Here is a 15,549-nt window from a genome sequence, read left to right as displayed (position 1 = left end):
AGCCTTTCGTTTCTGCAACAAGCGACGGTGAGCGTGTTGCTCTCAATCACAATATATGTATTATGTTATAACATAACAATTTGGGATTGTGTTCTATGTTACTTAAAAAAGGGTTATTTCTGGCTTTATTGCTCTCTACGGCGCCTGCCGCTTTCTCAGCAACCTCCTGGCCCCTCACGATTGAAAATTGCGGCGTAAAGCAGACCTTTGCGCAGGCTCCTCAGCGCGTCGTGACCGTGGGACAGCATGAAACAGAATTACTGCTCGCACTCGGGCTGGAGAAAAAGATCGCCGCAACGTCGGTCTGGTTCGGCAAGCTCCCGGATCCGCTGGCAGATGCCGGGAAAAATATCCCTCGGCTTGCAGATAATTCCCCCTCCTTTGAAGCCGTGGTGGGACAGAAACCTGAGCTCGTTCTCGCGCAGTATCACTGGCACATTGGTCCGCAGGGAGAAGTGGGCACCCGTGAGCAGTTTGCCTCGCTGGGGATTAATACGTGGATCTCTCCTGCCGACTGCACGGATAAAGCGGTGACGGAAAAGTCAAACGCAGACGGAGCACGCAGCGCGCCGTTTTCGCTGGCCGAAATCACACGGGAAGTGACAGATCTGGCGACGATATTTGATGTTTCCGCGCGAGGTGAGCAGCTTAATCATACGCTGACGGAACGTATCAAAAAGGCCCAGGCGCGCGTCTCAGCGAAACCGCTTCGCGTCGTATTCTGGTTCTCAAGTAGCCGTCTGAATGGCGATCCCTGGGTGGCGGGGAATTACGGCGCGCCTGGCTGGATCAGCCGCACGCTGGGGTTGAAGAACATTATTGACTCTCATGACGAATGGCCGGCTGTAACCTGGGAACATATTGCCCAGTCGCAGCCGGACGTGATTGTTATCGCCGGGATGTCCCGCAGGCTCTACCCTGCCGATGACGTTGAGGTAAAAAAAGCATTCTTGCGTAATGACCCGGTGACGAAGAACATGCCTGCGGTCAGGAACAACCACATTATTGTGGTGCCGGCGATGTCGTTAAACCCTTCATTACGTAACGTCGATGCGGTTGAGCTTATCAGCGAGCGGCTGGCTTCTTTCCGGGATGAACAATGAGTCATTTCGCTTTTGACCGCCGCCAGCAAGGTTTACTGGCAGCAGGCGTCATGGCGCTGCCGCTAATGCTGGTTTTTGCCGCCAGTATCGGTGATATGCCGGTGTCGTATGCCAGTACCGGGAAAGCGATCCTCAACGGACTGGGTTTGACCTCTTATGCGTTGCCACAAACGGAGGAGGGTATCGTCTGGCAATATCGCATGAGCCGGGCAGTGATGGCCGCGTGCAGCGGCGGTGGCCTGGCGCTGTGCGGGCTGGTGTTACAGTCGATCCTGCGTAACCCTCTGGCTGAGCCTTATCTGCTGGGGATTTCCGCGGGCGCCTCGCTGGGGGCCGTCTGCGTGATGCTTCTCGGCATGGGGGGAAGCGTGATTGGCGTGAGCAGCGGTGCGTTTGTCGGCTCCTGCGCCGCCTTTGCGCTCATCATGGTGATTACAAACGGCATGAGTGAAAGCCCGTCGCGCATTTTGCTGGCCGGTATTGCGGGCACCCAGCTCTTCAACGCCATGACCGCGTACGTCGTCAGCACGTCCGCCAATGCCGAGCAGTCCCGTAGCGTCATGTTCTGGCTGATGGGGAGTCTGAGCGGCGTGCGCTGGCCTGACGCGCTGCTGGCGCTGGCCGTTACGCTTGCGGGTTTACTGGTGGTATTGCTCTTTTCCCGGGCGCTGGACACCTTCACCTTCGGGGATGAGGTCTCCACCACGCTGGGGATCCCGGTTACCGCCGTGCGTATTGTCTTATTGCTGACCTGTGCCGTTGTCACCGCCACGTTGGTGAGCGCCACAGGCGCAGTGGGGTTTGTCGGGCTGGTCATTCCCCATGTGACGCGCATGCTATGCGGGCCGGGCCATCGCCGCTCGATCCCGCTGACGTTTCTCATCGGCGCCCACTTTATGATCCTTGCCGATATCGTCTCACGCACGCTGATCGTGCACCAGGTTCTGCCCATCGGGGTGGTGACTGCGCTGGTGGGCGCCCCCGTCTTTGTGGCGTTGCTTTATCAAAACCGAAAGGAGCATCCATGAATATAACAGTGGCCGGGTTAACCGTAACCCGACAGGCGCAGACGGTGCTTAAGGATATCGATCTCGACCTGCCATCCGGGCAGATTGTCGGCCTGTTAGGGCCAAACGGCTCAGGCAAGTCGACGCTGCTGCGCTGCCTCGCCGGGCTGTTTCCACGACACAGTGAACGTGTTGCGCTTAATGGCACAACGCTTGGCTTGATGCCGCTGAAAATACGGGCGCAGCACATGGCGTTTGTCCCGCAACATGCTGAGGTCGACGGGGAACTGACCGTTGAGGATATTGTCAGGCTGGGGCGTACGCCCTACCGGAAAACATTCCAGAGAACCACGCGCGACGATGAGGCTGCGGTTGAACAGGCGATTGGCCTGATGCAGTTATGCAGCTTACGCCAGCGGCGATGGCACTCTTTGTCAGGCGGAGAACGACAGCGAAGTCAGATAGCCCGCGCGCTGGCCCAGCAGCCGCAGGTGCTGTTGCTCGATGAACCGACAAACCACCTGGACATTCAGCACCAGCTGGAGCTGATGCGGCTCGTTTCACAGCTGCCGCTTACGGTGGTGGTTGCACTGCACGATCTCAATCTTGCGGCCAATTATTGCCAGCGTCTGATCCTCCTGAAGGCCGGGCAGATCGCAGCCACGGGTGCGCCCGAAGCGGTGCTGACGCCCTCGAACATCGCGGATACCTGGTGCGTAAAAGCTCAGGTCTGTAAGGCCGACGCCGGGATCACGATAAGCTATAACATGGGTAACATGGCGGAGAGCCAGAACAAAAGCAAAAACCCCTGCGATATTGCTATCGCAGGGGTTTTGAATTTGGCGGAAGCGTAGAGATTCGAACTCTAGAACCCTTTCGGGTCGCCGGTTTTCAAGACCGGTGCCTTCAACCGCTCGGCCACGCTTCCTAAGTGAGGCGAACTATAAACACCTCACCGTGCGCTGTAAAGGGTGCGCGCATTCGTTCGCTTTAAAAATAGCCAAAATGCGTTTAATCGGTTGAATAGCCAACAGATTGACCGTTTTACCAGCATAATATCCACCGCGGATCGTTAGTGCTTTTTGATGTACATATCTTTGGTGTAGTAGTAGCCAAGCTTATCCGGCGTGAAGCCCCCTACCCACGGTTTCACCAGGTGCGTGCGCACGTAGTGATAGACAGGGATCGCCGGCACATCGCGCCCCAGCAGATCTTCTGCCTGCTGGTAGAACTTACCGCGCTCCTCCGCCGTTTTCGCCTTCGCCGCATTCACCAGAGCCAGATCGTATTCCGGATTGCTGTACTGAGTGGTGTTTTGGCTGTCACCGGTACGGAAGTTATTCAGGAAGGTTGCGGCGTCATCGTAATCAGCAATCCAGGCGTAGCGCACCGCGTCAAAGTTATGGGTGTGCATGGTATCAAGCATGGTTTTCCACTCCTGGTTTTGCAGCTTCGCCTCTACGCCGAGGTTCTTCTTCCACATCGAGCTGGCGGCAATCGCAATACGCTGGTGCGATTCCGAGGTGTTATAGAGGAGATTAAAGCTGAGCGGATGGCTGTCGTTAAATCCGGCTTCGGCCAGCAGTTTTTTCGCCTCGGCAATGCGTTTATCCATCGGCCAGCTGGCGTAATCAGGGTTCTGTAACTTGACGCCGCCAATATCCGGCTGGCTGATGAGCCATGCCGGGCGTTGCCCCTGCCCTAAAACTTTCCCGGCGATAATATCTTTATCCAGCGCCAGATTCAGCGCCTTACGCACGCGGGCGTCGCTGAACGGCGGCCGGGTGGTGTTGAATTCGTAATAATAGGTGGCAAGCTGCGGCGATACGTCCAGCTCGTTCCCCAGCGTTTTCTTCAGCTGAGCAAACTGGTTGATCGGCACCGTGTAGGCGATGTCGATTTCGCCCGCTTTGTAGCGGTTGACGTCAGCGGCTTCGGAGGAAATGGGCAGATAGGTCACCTTGTTGATGACGGTATGTTCGTTATCCCAGTATTTCGGGTTTCGCACCGCCACAATGCGTTCGTTCACCACCCACTGTGACAGTTTATAGGCCCCGCTGCTGACGAAGTGCTCCGGTTTGGTCCACTTATCACCGAAACGACCTACCAGGACTTTATCTATCGGCACCAGAGACGGGTGAGCCAGCATCGCCAGGAAAGCAGCATTTGGCTGGGTGAGCGTCACTTCCAGCGTGGTGTCATTGATGGCTTTCACGCCCAGCGACTCGGGTGCTTTTTTGCCTTCTGCGATATCAGTGCCGTTGACGATACGCATACTGCCGGGATAGCTGGCATACGGAGAGACGGTTTTCGGGTCGACCAGTCGCTGCCAGCTCCAGACAATATCTTCCGCGGTGATGGGGGTGCCATCGCTCCAGGTTATGCCCGGGCGCAGATGGAAAGTCCAGACGGTGTTATCTTTATTTTCCCATTTCTCCGCCAGGCGCGGCTGGATTTCACCTGCCGGAGAGACGCTGACCAGCCCGTCGAATAAATCGCTGATAATATTGAATTCGACATCGCTTTCGACTTTATGCGGGTCGAGCGAGGCGGGTTCACTGCCGTTGTTCCTTACCAGTTCCTGCTTATCTGCCAGCTGGGTTCCTGCCGGCACGTTAGCCGCCCAGGTTGCCGTGCTGGCGCACAGGACCCCTGCGGTTAACAAAGAGAGCGTAAAGTGCATGCGTGTTTGTGGTTTCATTTCCTTCGCCTTATTGTCTGTTTTTATGACGATCCGGAAATAACTCTTAGCGGCCTTAGGGAAATAACGCAATATTTTTCAGTGACCTATAAGAGGTTGATCTGAATACGCCTTGCATACCGCACTTCATTCTGAGTACAAAGGCTTTACCAGAATAAAAAACCAGCATAATCCCTAAGGGGCTGAGTAAAGATGGGTAAAACCACTTTGCGTCTGCCGCGCCGTTTCATATTCTTTGCGCTAATTACATCTGTCATAAGAGAGTGACTCATGGATCGTATAATTACTTCTTCACGCGACCGCACATCGCTACTCAGCACCCATAAGGTGCTTCGCAATACCTATTTCATGCTCAGCCTGACGCTGGCGTTTTCGGCGATCACCGCGACGGCCAGCACCGTACTGATGCTGCCTTCTCCGGGCCTGATCCTGACGCTGGTGGGTATGTATGGTCTGATGTTCCTGACCTATAAAACCGCGGATAAACCGGTGGGTATTCTCTCCGCTTTCGCCTTCACCGGCTTCCTGGGCTACATCCTGGGGCCAATCCTGAACGCCTATCTGTCTGCCGGAATGGGCGACGTGATTGGTATGGCGCTGGGCGGTACCGCGCTGGTGTTCTTCTGCTGCTCGGCCTACGTGCTGACCACCCGTAAGGACATGTCCTTCCTCGGCGGTATGCTGATGGCGGGTATCGTGATTGTGCTGGTCGGTATGCTGGCGAACATCTTCCTGCAATTGCCTGCTCTGCATCTGGCAATCAGCGCGGTGTTTATCCTGATTTCATCCGGCGCAATCCTGTATGAAACCAGCAACATCATTCACGGCGGTGAGACGAACTATATCCGCGCCACCGTGAGCCTGTATGTGTCGCTGTACAATATTTTTGTCAGCCTGCTGAGTATCCTGGGCTTCGCCAGCCGCGATTAACTCACCGTGCTGTGAACAAAGCCCCGCTTATGCGGGGCTTTGTTTTTTTGGTAGACTGAGGCGGTTTTTGACAAACGCGTGAATGAATATGTTGAGTTTTGAAGGCAAAGAGATCGAAACCGATAACGACGGTTATCTGAAAGAGAGCAGCCAGTGGAGCGAAGCGCTGGCGGAGAAAATTGCGGAAAACGAAGGAATTACCCTCTCCCCGGAACACTGGGAAGTGGTGCGCTTTGTGCGCGAATTCTACCTCGAATTCAACACCTCTCCGGCTATCCGCATGCTGGTCAAAGCCATGGCGAATAAATTTGGCGAAGAGAAAGGCAACAGCCGTTATCTGTATCGCCTGTTTCCGAAAGGCCCGGCTAAACAGGCGACAAAAATTGCCGGCCTGCCAAAGCCGGTAAAATGCATTTAATAGCGAATACTGAAGTCAGCGTATTCCCGGCCGGGTTGATGCGGTTCCGTTAGCACCTTATCAACCCGCGCGCTGCGCGGTCCGCCCGCTTTCAGCCACGCCACCAGCTTCTCTACCCGATCCGCCTCACCGCAGGCCACAACCTCCACGCTGCCATCATCCATGTTACGCGCATACCCCGTCAGTCCGAGCTGAAGGGCTTCGCGCTGGGTGCTGTAGCGGAATCCGACGCCCTGTACAAGGCCATGGACCCAGGCAATGGTGCATACATTTGACATCATCCTTCTCCTTATCCGACTGGCGCGTTGCATTTCCTCGCTGAAGTCGGGAAAATGGCGGCCATTTCATTGGAATCGACAGAATAGCAAATTATGAGTGTACGTTTAGTGTTAGCCAAAGGGCGCGAGAAGTCATTACTGCGCCGCCATCCCTGGGTCTTTTCCGGCGCGGTTGCCCGCATGGAAGGTAAAGCCAGCCTCGGTGAAACCATCGATATTGTTGACCATCAGGGGAAATGGTTAGCACGCGGCGCATACTCGCCTGCATCTCAGATCCGCGCGCGCGTCTGGACGTTCGATAAAGAAGAAGCCATCGATATCGACTTCTTTGTCCGTCGTCTGCAACAGGCGCAGCAGTGGCGCGAGTGGCTGGCAAAGCGTGACGGGCTGGACAGCTATCGTCTGATTGCCGGTGAATCCGACGGGCTGCCGGGCGTGACCATTGACCGCTTCGGCAATTTCCTGGTGTTGCAGCTGCTGAGCGCCGGGGCGGAATACCAGCGTGCCGCGCTAATTAGCGCCCTGCAAACCCTGTTCCCGGAATGTGCCATTTACGACCGCAGCGACGTGGCGGTACGTAAAAAAGAGGGCATGGAGCTGACGCAGGGCCCGGTCACCGGCGAACTGCCGCCTGCCCTGCTGCCTATCGAGGAGCACGGCATGAAGCTGCTGGTGGACATCCAGGGCGGCCATAAGACCGGTTATTATCTCGACCAGCGTGACAGCCGTCTGGCAACGCGCCAGTACGTTGCCGATAAGCGCGTGCTGAACTGCTTCTCCTATACCGGCGGCTTTGCGGTCTCTGCCCTGATGGGCGGCTGTGCCCAGGTTGTGAGCGTCGACACCTCACAGGAAGCGCTGGATGTGGCGAAACAGAACGTTGAGCTGAACAAGCTGGATCTGAGCAAAGCGGAGTTTGTGCGCGACGACGTGTTCAAACTGCTGCGTAAATACCGCGACCAGGGCGAGAAATTTGACGTTATCGTGATGGACCCGCCGAAGTTTGTAGAAAATAAAAGCCAGCTGATGGGCGCCTGCCGTGGCTATAAAGACATCAACATGCTGGCGATCCAGCTGCTGAACCCGGGTGGCGTTCTGCTGACGTTCTCCTGCTCTGGCCTGATGACGACAGATTTATTCCAAAAAATCATCGCCGATGCCGCAATAGATGCGGGTCGTGATGTACAATTTATAGAGCAGTTCCGTCAGGCCGCCGATCACCCGGTGATCGCTACCTACCCGGAAGGGCTGTATCTGAAAGGGTTTGCCTGTCGCGTCATGTAACTTGAAAAGAGAAATATTGCCCGCACATAGTGTGTATGTAATGTTTCCCGGGAGGTGACTATGATTGCCAGCAAATTCGGTATCGGCCAGCAGGTCCGCCACACCTTGCTTGGATATTTGGGTGTGGTCGTGGATATCGACCCGGAGTATTCCCTTGATGAACCGTCAGCAGACGATCTGGCCGTTGACGCAGAGCTTCGCGCCGCGCCCTGGTATCATGTGGTTATGGAGGGCGACGATGGTCAGCCTGTCCATACCTATCTTGCCGAAGCGCAGCTGAGTGGTGAACTACAGGATGAGCATCCGGAACAACCCACTATGGACGAGCTTGCTCAGACCATCCGCAAACAGTTACAGGCGCCAAGACTGCGTAACTAAAGGTGTAAAAAAGCCCGTCAAGCGGGCTTTTTTTATTTTGCCAGCCCCAGACGGGGGATGTCGATTGCCGGACAGCGATCCATCACCACCTTCAGCCCGGCATCGCGTGCCAGCACGGCCGCCTGCTCATTAATCACGCCCAGCTGCATCCACAGCGTTTTCGCGCCGATGGCAATCGCCTCCTGCGCCACGCCCCAGGCCGCCTCTGAATTACGGAAAACGTCCACCATATCCACCTTTTCCGGCACGTCCGCGAGCGTCGCATAGCCCTGCTGACCCAGCAGCGTTTTCCCCGCCACCTTAGGCGAGACCGGGATCACGTGATATCCCTGGTCCAGAAGGTATTTCATGACCCGATAGCTTGGGCGATCCGGTTTATCGCTCGCGCCGACCAGCGCGATAGTGCGCGTGGACGTCAGAATCTCGACAATGTCGTTCTCTTTCATGCTGTTCCTCCTGGTTTTTTTCAAAGTGTACGTCAAAGCAGACATCTCAACCACGCATCCCATACAGAAGTATGAGGGCAAAACGGCAAAATATGTCTATATGTTAGTAAACGTGTTTATCGAAAAATTTTGATACATTCTTACCGGGTAGTTTGTCTACAGGAGTCTGCTATGAAAACCGGCATTGTCTGGGCTGTGGTTGCGTTAATCATGCCGGTTTGTGTTTTCGCAACCCCCCTCAGACTCTCAACCGACATTGACCTGCTGGTGCTGGACGGGAAAAAAGTCTCCAGCTCCCTGCTGCGGGGCGCAGACAGCATCGAGCTGGATAATGGCCCGCATCAGGTGGTTTTTCGGGTTGAAAAGACGATTCGCCTCGCCGACAACGAACAGCAGGTGTACATTTCGCCTCCGCTGGTGGTCAGCTTTAATACCCAACGCATCAGCCAGGTCAATTTTCGTCTCCCGCACCTTGAGACAGAAAAAGAGTCACTGGCATTTGATGCCTCACCGCGCATTGAGCTGGTGGACGGGGATTCTATGCCCATCCCGGTAAAGCTGGATATCCTGGCGCTGACAAAAAGGCCAAAAGGAACAGATTACGAAGCGGACACGGAGATCTATAACAGAGCCAGCAGGCGCGCCTCCCTGCCCCAGTTCGCCACCATGATGGCGGATGACAGTACCCTGCTTTCGGGCGTATCGGAGCTGGATGTACTCCCTCCTCAGTCGCAGACCCTTACTGAGCAACGCCTCAAATTCTGGTTCCAGAATGCCGATCCGGACACGCGCGCCCGTTTTCTGCAATGGGCGAAACGACAACCTTCGTCGTAAGCCACATTTTTTCGTCCTTTCTCTTGCAGCATCAGTCAGTTCCCGTCATCGTGTAGCGAGGTAACCTCACGGATAAGATTATGGAACTGACAACACGCACACTTCCGGCGCGCAAGCACATAGCTCTGGTTGCGCACGATCACTGTAAACAAATGCTGCTTAACTGGGTTCGTCGCCATCAGCCTCTTTTACAGCATCATGCCCTTTCTGCCACGGGAACAACCGGCAACCTGATCCACCGCGAAACCGGTCTGGAAGTGAATGCCATGCTGAGCGGCCCGATGGGGGGTGACCAGCAGGTCGGCGCTCAGATTTCGGAAGGTAAAATTGACGTTCTGATATTCTTCTGGGATCCGCTGAACGCGGTTCCGCATGATCCGGACGTTAAAGCGCTGCTGCGTCTGGCGACGGTATGGAACATTCCGGTAGCCACCAATCTTTCAACGGCAGATTTCATCATTGAATCGCCGCAGTTTAACGATCCGGTGGAGATTTTGATCCCGGATTATCAGCGTTATCTTGCGGAGAGACTGAAGTAGTTTTTTGCCCGGTGGCGCAGCGCTTACCGGGCCTACAGAATTTGCCCGGCGCGTTACGGCTTTCTCGCCACCGGCACGTCAATACTTTTCAAAATATCGACAAACACCGACGGCTCCTCTTTGTTGAACAAGAGCCACACGCGATGGCGCGCGCGGGTTATCGCCACGTACAGTAAGCGCCGCTCCTCTGCATCCGGGAAATCTTCCGGAACAGGCAATAACGCCTCTTCCATCACGGATTCCCGCGCCGGTGCCGGGAAACCGTCGCTCCCCTCTTTCAGCCCCACCACAATTACGTAGTCGGCCTGCTGCCCTTTACTGGCGTGAATGGTCATAAAATCGAGCTGTAGTTTTGGCCAGCGCGTTGCCGCTTTTTCCAGCGCCGTCGGCTTGAGGTGGTGATAACGCGCCAGGACCAGAATCCGTTCATCCGGTTTCGCATAGCCGCTCAGTTTATCCAGCAGCGGTTCCAGCTGATCGTCCGCCAGCAGCGTGACGGCCTTTTTATCCCCCGACGTCAGGCTGTTAAGCGGCTTCGACAGCTGATGCGGGTTCTGCTGAATAAAACGGTTGGCAATTTCACCAATCCGCGAGTTGAAGCGGTAGGTGGTGTCCAGATCGCTGCGATCGCCTTCCCCAAAATAGTGATGGAAGGCCGTCGTGAGGGAAAGTTGCGCCCCGCTGAAGCGGTAGATAGCCTGCCAGTCATCGCCCACGGCAAACAGCGACGTATGTTTATTCTGCGCCCGCAGCACCGAAAGCAGCGCAGCGCGCTGCGGCGAAATATCCTGAAACTCATCCACCAGAATGTGTTTCCACGGACTGACGAAGCGCCCTTTCTCCAGAATGATAATGGCCTGATGGATTAGCCCGGAAAAATCGACCGCGTTTTCGTCTTTCAGCGCGGTTTTCCACGCTTTCAGCATCGGCGCCATTAGCTTTACCCGCTTAGAAAACACGGCGCGGATCGCTTCCGGTGCGCTTTCTATCATCTCCGCCTGAGAGCCGCCGTGCATGCGCATCAGGCTTACCCACCGGTCGAGACGAGAGCCCAGCCGGCGCGCCAGCTTTTCATCCTGCCAGAAGCTGCCCTCCGGCACCTCCCAGTTGAGTTCCTCTTCAAGCCACTGACGCCAACCTTTCGCCTGCGCCTTTTTTTCACTGCACTGCTGACGCCATGCCTTGATAAACAGCGCCTGGCGAGCCTGAGCATCATTCTCCAGCTTGCTGACAACAGGGACTTTTTTGCTGCCCTGTTGAATAATGTGTAAAGCGAGGGAGTGGAACGTGCGCGCCGAGATATCCTGGGTATGCAAACGCGCCTGAATGCGCTCATCCATCTCCTGCGCCGCCTTGCGACCAAAAGCCAGCAGCAAAATCTGGTCGGCAACTGCCTCGCCCGTTGTCAGAAGCCAGCCCGCGCGCGCCACCAGCACCGACGTTTTGCCGCTCCCTGCGCCTGCCAGCACCAGTAAAGAGTGCTCGCCATTCACCACTGCGCGCGCCTGGGCAGGATTGAGAGGCGATGATTCCACCGTACTGAAGAAATCGGCATATTGCGTAAGCATCGCCTCAGTCCAGGCCTGGTTATGCGCCAGACGGCTTTTCTCGATATCGCTAAGCCAGGCCTGACACTTCCGCCACGCATCGCGACAGTTATCAAATTCCTCAAGCCGCGCCACCGGTAAAGGCAATGCCGTCAGCGCCTGGGTGATTTTTTGCTGAAGCCCGGCGGTTTGCTGGCGCGTCAGCCACTTCTGCTGCGTATTGCTTAGCGCGATATCGTCCAGCACCTGATGCAGCACCTGTGCGGCAATCACGCTCATCTCCTGGCTCCACTGGTGCCAGCGCATGTTCAGATGATGGTGGAAGCGTTGGGTTTCCGCCCACTCGGTCCCGTGGAGTCGCACCACTTTCTCTGCCGGCAGAACGAACTCCAGCTCCCCCCATACCAGCCCTCGTTTACAGTGAATGGCCAGTAGCTGATTAAACGGAATAAGGTATTCGTGGCGTTCACCGGAGACTTTCACTCCCGCATTAAGAAGCACAACCTTGTCGTAAGGGTGCTGCGCCAGGCGTTTGCCCATTGAAGTTGCTTTCAGTTCCATATCCTGCCGGATCCACGAGGTCATAATTTGTCAGACAGTTTAACTGCCAGTTTTAAGGTGCTCCAGCCCAAAAAAACGTTACAATCACCGGGCGTTAATCATATCGAAGGAAATGAGGGTTTATGCGTACCGTTCTGAATGTGTTGAATTTTGTCCTTGGCGGTTTTGCCACCACCCTTTCCTGGCTTTTTGCCACCCTGGTGAGCATCGTGCTTATCTTCACCCTTCCGCTGACGCGCTCCTGCTGGGAAATCACCAAACTGTCCCTCGTTCCTTATGGAAATGAAGCGATACACGTGGATGAACTGGAGCCGGAAAGAAAAAATGCCCTGATGAATACCGGCGGCACGCTGCTGAATATTTTATGGCTAATCTTCTTTGGCTGGTGGCTGTGTCTGATGCATATCTTCGCCGGTATCGCCCAGTGCATTACGATTATTGGCATTCCGGTTGGCCTCGCTAATTTCAAAATTGCCACCATCGCCCTGTGGCCGGTAGGACGCCGAGTGGTTCCGGTCGAAGTGGCGCAAGCCGCGCGTGAAGCCAATGCCCGTCGTCGTTTTCAGTAATAAGGACTGGCCGCTCTCATGCTAAGCCCCCTGCTTCGTCGCTATACATGGAACAGTAACTGGCTGTATAACGTCAGGATATTTATCGCCCTCTGCGGCACCGTCGCTCTGCCGTGGTGGCTGAATGATGTGAAACTCACCATCCCCCTCACGCTTGGGGTGGTGGCCGGCGCGCTGGCGGATCTCGACGACCGCCTGGCCGGTCGTTTGCGTAATCTGGTCATCACGCTGGTCTGCTTCTTTATTGCTTCCGCCTCCGTTGAGCTGCTTTTCCCGTGGCCCTGGCTGTTTGCCTTAGGGCTGACGGTGTCCACCAGCGGCTTCATTTTGCTCGGCGGCCTCGGGCAACGCTACGCCACTATCGCGTTTGGCGCCCTGCTGATTGCCATTTACACCATGCTGGGCGTCTCTCTTTACGATCAGTGGTATCAGCAACCGGTCCTGCTGCTATTGGGCGCTATCTGGTATAACCTGCTGACCTTAACCGGGCATCTTATTTTTCCGGTTCGTGCCTTACAGGACAACATTGCCCGCAGTTACGAACAGCTGGCCCACTATCTGGAGCTGAAATCCCGGCTGTTTGATCCGGATATCGAAGAGGACAGCCAGGCGCCCTTGTACGATCTGGCGCTGGCAAATGGCCAACTGGTCGCCACGCTGAATCAGACCAAAGCGTCTCTGCTCACCCGTCTGCGCGGCGATCGCGGTCAGCGCGGTACCCGGCGCACCCTGCACTACTACTTTGTTGCCCAGGATATTCACGAGCGCGCCAGCTCCTCGCATGTGCAATACGCTGACCTGCGCGAGAAATTTCGCTACAGCGACGTGATGTTCCGTTTCCAGCGTCTGCTGTCGATGCAGTCTCAGGCCTGCCAGCAACTTGCGCGCTCAATACTGCTGCGCACGCCCTATCAGCACGATCCTCGCTTTGAACGCGCATTCAGCCACCTGGATGCGGCGCTCGATCGCGTTCAGGCCAGTGGAACTTCGCCGGAACAGTTCAAAGCCCTGGGATTCCTGCTCAACAACCTGAGAGCCATCGATGCTCAACTCGCCACCATTGAGTCTGAACAGGCGATGGCGATGCCGGGCAATGACGCTGACAACCAGCTTGCCGACGACAGTCTCAACGGTTTCAGCGATATATGGCTGCGCCTGAGCCGGCATTTTACGCCGGAATCCGCCCTCTTTCGCCATGCGGTAAGGATGTCGTTGGTACTGTGCGTCGGCTACGCGTTTATCCAGATAACAGGATTGCACCACGGCTACTGGATCCTGCTGACCAGCCTGTTTGTCTGCCAGCCGAACTATAACGCTACCCGCCATCGGCTCGCGCTGCGTATTGTCGGGACATTAGTCGGGGTCGCCATCGGACTGCCGGTGCTCTATTTTGTGCCTTCAGTAGAAGGGCAACTGATCCTGATTGTGATTACCGGGGTACTGTTCTTCGCCTTCCGCAATGTGCAGTATGCCCACGCCACGATGTTCATCACGCTGCTGGTTCTGCTCTGCTTCAATCTGCTGGGTGAAGGCTTTGAAGTGGCCCTCCCCCGTGTGATCGACACGCTTATCGGCTGCGCCATCGCCTGGGCGGCGGTGAGCTTTATCTGGCCGGACTGGCGTTTCCGAAATTTACCGCGCGTGTCCGACAGAGCAATGAACGCCAACTGCCGCTATCTGGACGCCATACTTGAGCAATACCATCAGGGTCGCGATAACCGTCTGGCCTATCGGATTGCCCGTCGCGATGCGCATAACACTGACGCAGAGCTGGCTTCCGTTGTCTCGAATATGTCAACTGAGCCGCGCGCCACGGCAGAAATCCGGGAGATAGCCTTCCGCCTGCTGTGTCTGAACCACACGTTCACCAGCTATATCTCTACCCTTGGCGCCCACCGAGAGAAACTGACGAATCCGGGCATCCTGGCACTGCTGGACGATGCCGTTTGCTACGTTGATGATGCGCTTCATCATCAACCTGCGGACGAGCCACGGGTTCACCAGGCACTGGATGAACTGGTGCAACGTATCGCACACCTTGATCCAGGCACCGACAACAAAGCTCCGCTGGTCCTTCAGCAAATTGGCCTGCTTATCGCTTTGCTGCCGGAAATTTGTCGGCTGCGACAGCAGATCGCTACCTGGCGGAATGATGGCCCTGCGACTCAGGCAGCGCATTAAACCACTCCGTAAGCTCCCGGCGAATATCCGCCGGGAGTGCCGCTTCATGTAACCCTTCAATCGCGCCTTCAAGCGCGAACAATACCCGGATACTCAGCGCTTTATTCTTAGAGCGCATTTTCAGCCAGCTCGTCTTCGCCCCCAACTGTCGTAGCGTCTCTTCATTGGTAATGCCCGCCTCCATAAGCAGGACCTCAATCTGAAAGGTCAGGTTCGGCAGATCTTTAAGCCGGTTACGCTGATGGCGCTGGTAGCGCTCTTTCCTGGCGGCATCGAGCGCAAACGAGGAGAGCTGAAGCAGTTTTTCCCTGTTTTGCCACAGACCTTCATCCACACGGTAGTAATTAAGCAGCACAGGACGTCCTCGTTTCATCAGGGTCAGAAAAGAGGACGCGTTTTTTACACAGTATTTTGCACTTTGCTCACAGGCGCGAAGGTAAAGCTCACCGTCAGACACCATCGCGAACACCGCTTCATCCACGGCCAGGGTATAACCGCCAAACAGGGCGCGATGATGAATTTCGCCCAGCGGAGAGAGGTATTCTTGAGATTGATAAATCCGATCATAAGATATCTTTTTCATGATAATTCCATTAAAAATCATACAGTAACCACGATATTTCTTACTAACGGATCCGTTAGCAGGAAAATAGGCAACTTATTGCCGTTGGGCAAGATGATTTTTTCAGGTTCACCAGGAATGGATGAAATTTGCGAGTCGCTTTCCGAAAATGAGGTTGATCTTTATGCATACAGGGGTTACTGTATATCTA

Annotated in this window: 16 protein-coding genes and 1 tRNA gene; 11 read left to right on the top strand and 6 right to left on the bottom strand. The window is 55.5% G+C overall.

The features are described from left to right. Window positions 1–95 precede the first annotated feature (95 nt). The 3 genes from L3069_RS07715 to L3069_RS07705 are packed head-to-tail and all read left to right on the top strand — an operon-like array spanning window position 96 to window position 2,964. On the top strand, window positions 96–1,103 hold the full coding sequence (locus L3069_RS07715; RefSeq protein ID WP_038415794.1) for an ABC transporter substrate-binding protein: 1,008 nt from the start codon (window positions 96–98) through the stop codon (window positions 1,101–1,103). Then, window positions 1,100–2,131, top strand: coding sequence for an iron ABC transporter permease (locus L3069_RS07710; RefSeq protein ID WP_038415793.1), 1,032 nt, complete (start codon window positions 1,100–1,102; stop codon window positions 2,129–2,131). Before L3069_RS07715 ends, L3069_RS07710 begins: the two co-directional genes overlap by 4 nt. Continuing rightward, window positions 2,128–2,964 (top strand): ABC transporter ATP-binding protein, encoded by an 837-nt coding sequence (locus L3069_RS07705; RefSeq protein WP_227022515.1) that lies wholly within the window; start codon window positions 2,128–2,130, stop codon window positions 2,962–2,964. Before L3069_RS07710 ends, L3069_RS07705 begins: the two co-directional genes overlap by 4 nt. On the opposite strand, the gene L3069_RS07700 is transcribed toward L3069_RS07705, so the two are convergent. Further along, window positions 2,951–3,038: transfer RNA gene (locus L3069_RS07700), tRNA-Ser, on the bottom strand. The genes L3069_RS07705 and L3069_RS07700 overlap by 14 nt on opposite strands. Before the next feature lie 144 nt (window positions 3,039–3,182). Continuing rightward, a complete protein-coding gene (locus L3069_RS07695) occupies window positions 3,183–4,811 on the bottom strand; it encodes an ABC transporter substrate-binding protein (protein ID WP_038415792.1) in 1,629 nt (542 codons plus the stop codon). A 270-nt stretch (window positions 4,812–5,081) separates the two neighbouring features. Here L3069_RS07695 and yccA point away from each other — a divergent pair, with 270 nt between their 5' ends. After that, window positions 5,082–5,741, top strand: coding sequence for an FtsH protease modulator YccA (gene yccA, locus L3069_RS07690; protein WP_003858127.1), 660 nt, complete (start codon window positions 5,082–5,084; stop codon window positions 5,739–5,741). Window positions 5,742–5,829: 88 nt separating this feature from the next. Beyond that, window positions 5,830–6,159 carry a sulfurtransferase TusE gene (gene tusE, locus L3069_RS07685; protein ID WP_003858129.1) on the top strand — a complete coding sequence of 110 codons (330 nt, stop codon included), beginning with the start codon at window positions 5,830–5,832 and terminating at the stop codon, window positions 6,157–6,159. Here tusE and yccX read toward each other — a convergent pair. Next, a complete protein-coding gene (gene yccX, locus L3069_RS07680) occupies window positions 6,156–6,437 on the bottom strand; it encodes an acylphosphatase (RefSeq protein WP_003858131.1) in 282 nt (93 codons plus the stop codon). The genes tusE and yccX overlap by 4 nt on opposite strands. 93 nt (window positions 6,438–6,530) lie before the next feature. On the opposite strand from yccX, the gene rlmI reads away from it, so the two are divergent. Together rlmI and hspQ are read left to right on the top strand one after the other, a co-directional pair. Beyond that, on the top strand, window positions 6,531–7,721 hold the full coding sequence (gene rlmI / locus L3069_RS07675) for a 23S rRNA (cytosine(1962)-C(5))-methyltransferase RlmI (protein WP_023299749.1): 1,191 nt from the start codon (window positions 6,531–6,533) through the stop codon (window positions 7,719–7,721). A 60-nt stretch (window positions 7,722–7,781) separates the two neighbouring features. After that, window positions 7,782–8,099 (top strand): heat shock protein HspQ, encoded by a 318-nt coding sequence (gene hspQ, locus L3069_RS07670; protein ID WP_003858136.1) that lies wholly within the window; start codon window positions 7,782–7,784, stop codon window positions 8,097–8,099. Window positions 8,100–8,131: 32 nt separating this feature from the next. Here the strand turns inward: hspQ and L3069_RS07665 are convergent, their stop codons facing one another. Then, window positions 8,132–8,545, bottom strand: a complete 414-nt coding sequence (locus tag L3069_RS07665) for a CoA-binding protein (protein WP_006809337.1) — start codon at window positions 8,543–8,545, stop codon at window positions 8,132–8,134. Between the two features lie 171 nt (window positions 8,546–8,716). On the opposite strand from L3069_RS07665, the gene L3069_RS07660 reads away from it, so the two are divergent. Next, window positions 8,717–9,379: a DUF2057 family protein gene (locus L3069_RS07660; protein ID WP_126509623.1), complete on the top strand. Its 663-nt coding sequence runs from the start codon at window positions 8,717–8,719 to the stop codon at window positions 9,377–9,379. 80 nt (window positions 9,380–9,459) lie between these two features. Continuing rightward, window positions 9,460–9,918 carry a methylglyoxal synthase gene (mgsA, locus tag L3069_RS07655; RefSeq protein ID WP_003858146.1) on the top strand — a complete coding sequence of 153 codons (459 nt, stop codon included), beginning with the start codon at window positions 9,460–9,462 and terminating at the stop codon, window positions 9,916–9,918. Between the two features lie 53 nt (window positions 9,919–9,971). Here the strand turns inward: mgsA and helD are convergent, their stop codons facing one another. Further along, entirely contained in the window at window positions 9,972–12,026 is a 2,055-nt protein-coding gene (helD, locus tag L3069_RS07650; RefSeq protein WP_038415790.1) for a DNA helicase IV, read from the bottom strand. Window positions 12,027–12,148: 122 nt separating this feature from the next. On the opposite strand from helD, the gene L3069_RS07645 reads away from it, so the two are divergent. Both L3069_RS07645 and yccS read left to right on the top strand, forming a co-directional pair. Beyond that, entirely contained in the window at window positions 12,149–12,595 is a 447-nt protein-coding gene (locus tag L3069_RS07645) for a YccF domain-containing protein (protein ID WP_023299745.1), read from the top strand. Between the two features lie 18 nt (window positions 12,596–12,613). After that, complete coding sequence (yccS, locus tag L3069_RS07640) at window positions 12,614–14,776, top strand: YccS family putative transporter (RefSeq protein ID WP_022647659.1); 2,163 nt, start codon at window positions 12,614–12,616, stop codon at window positions 14,774–14,776. On the opposite strand, the gene L3069_RS07635 is transcribed toward yccS, so the two are convergent. Beyond that, window positions 14,733–15,359, bottom strand: a complete 627-nt coding sequence (locus tag L3069_RS07635) for a TfoX/Sxy family DNA transformation protein (RefSeq protein WP_023299743.1) — start codon at window positions 15,357–15,359, stop codon at window positions 14,733–14,735. The two genes, yccS and L3069_RS07635, sit on opposite strands and share 44 nt — an antisense overlap. Window positions 15,360–15,549 lie beyond the last annotated feature (190 nt).

Source organism: Enterobacter cloacae complex sp. ECL411 (genome assembly GCF_021869665.1).
Taxonomy (GTDB): domain Bacteria; phylum Pseudomonadota; class Gammaproteobacteria; order Enterobacterales; family Enterobacteriaceae; genus Enterobacter; species Enterobacter intestinihominis.
This window is presented reverse-complemented; position numbering and strand designations above follow the sequence as displayed.

What these genes read in the sequence shown, in the direction of transcription:
- L3069_RS07715 (WP_038415794.1), top strand. Translation starts at nt 96, where the DNA reads ATGTTACTTAAAAAAGGGTTATTTCTGGCTTTATTGCTCTCTACGGCG.
- L3069_RS07710 (WP_038415793.1), top strand. Translation starts at nt 1,100, where the DNA reads ATGAGTCATTTCGCTTTTGACCGCCGCCAGCAAGGTTTACTGGCAGCA.
- L3069_RS07705 (WP_227022515.1), top strand. Translation starts at nt 2,128, where the DNA reads ATGAATATAACAGTGGCCGGGTTAACCGTAACCCGACAGGCGCAGACG.
- L3069_RS07695 (WP_038415792.1), bottom strand. Translation starts at nt 4,811, where the DNA reads ATGAAACCACAAACACGCATGCACTTTACGCTCTCTTTGTTAACCGCA.
- yccA (WP_003858127.1), top strand. Translation starts at nt 5,082, where the DNA reads ATGGATCGTATAATTACTTCTTCACGCGACCGCACATCGCTACTCAGC.
- tusE (WP_003858129.1), top strand. Translation starts at nt 5,830, where the DNA reads ATGTTGAGTTTTGAAGGCAAAGAGATCGAAACCGATAACGACGGTTAT.
- yccX (WP_003858131.1), bottom strand. Translation starts at nt 6,437, where the DNA reads ATGTCAAATGTATGCACCATTGCCTGGGTCCATGGCCTTGTACAGGGC.
- rlmI (WP_023299749.1), top strand. Translation starts at nt 6,531, where the DNA reads ATGAGTGTACGTTTAGTGTTAGCCAAAGGGCGCGAGAAGTCATTACTG.
- hspQ (WP_003858136.1), top strand. Translation starts at nt 7,782, where the DNA reads ATGATTGCCAGCAAATTCGGTATCGGCCAGCAGGTCCGCCACACCTTG.
- L3069_RS07665 (WP_006809337.1), bottom strand. Translation starts at nt 8,545, where the DNA reads ATGAAAGAGAACGACATTGTCGAGATTCTGACGTCCACGCGCACTATC.
- L3069_RS07660 (WP_126509623.1), top strand. Translation starts at nt 8,717, where the DNA reads ATGAAAACCGGCATTGTCTGGGCTGTGGTTGCGTTAATCATGCCGGTT.
- mgsA (WP_003858146.1), top strand. Translation starts at nt 9,460, where the DNA reads ATGGAACTGACAACACGCACACTTCCGGCGCGCAAGCACATAGCTCTG.
- helD (WP_038415790.1), bottom strand. Translation starts at nt 12,026, where the DNA reads ATGGAACTGAAAGCAACTTCAATGGGCAAACGCCTGGCGCAGCACCCT.
- L3069_RS07645 (WP_023299745.1), top strand. Translation starts at nt 12,149, where the DNA reads ATGCGTACCGTTCTGAATGTGTTGAATTTTGTCCTTGGCGGTTTTGCC.
- yccS (WP_022647659.1), top strand. Translation starts at nt 12,614, where the DNA reads ATGCTAAGCCCCCTGCTTCGTCGCTATACATGGAACAGTAACTGGCTG.
- L3069_RS07635 (WP_023299743.1), bottom strand. Translation starts at nt 15,359, where the DNA reads ATGAAAAAGATATCTTATGATCGGATTTATCAATCTCAAGAATACCTC.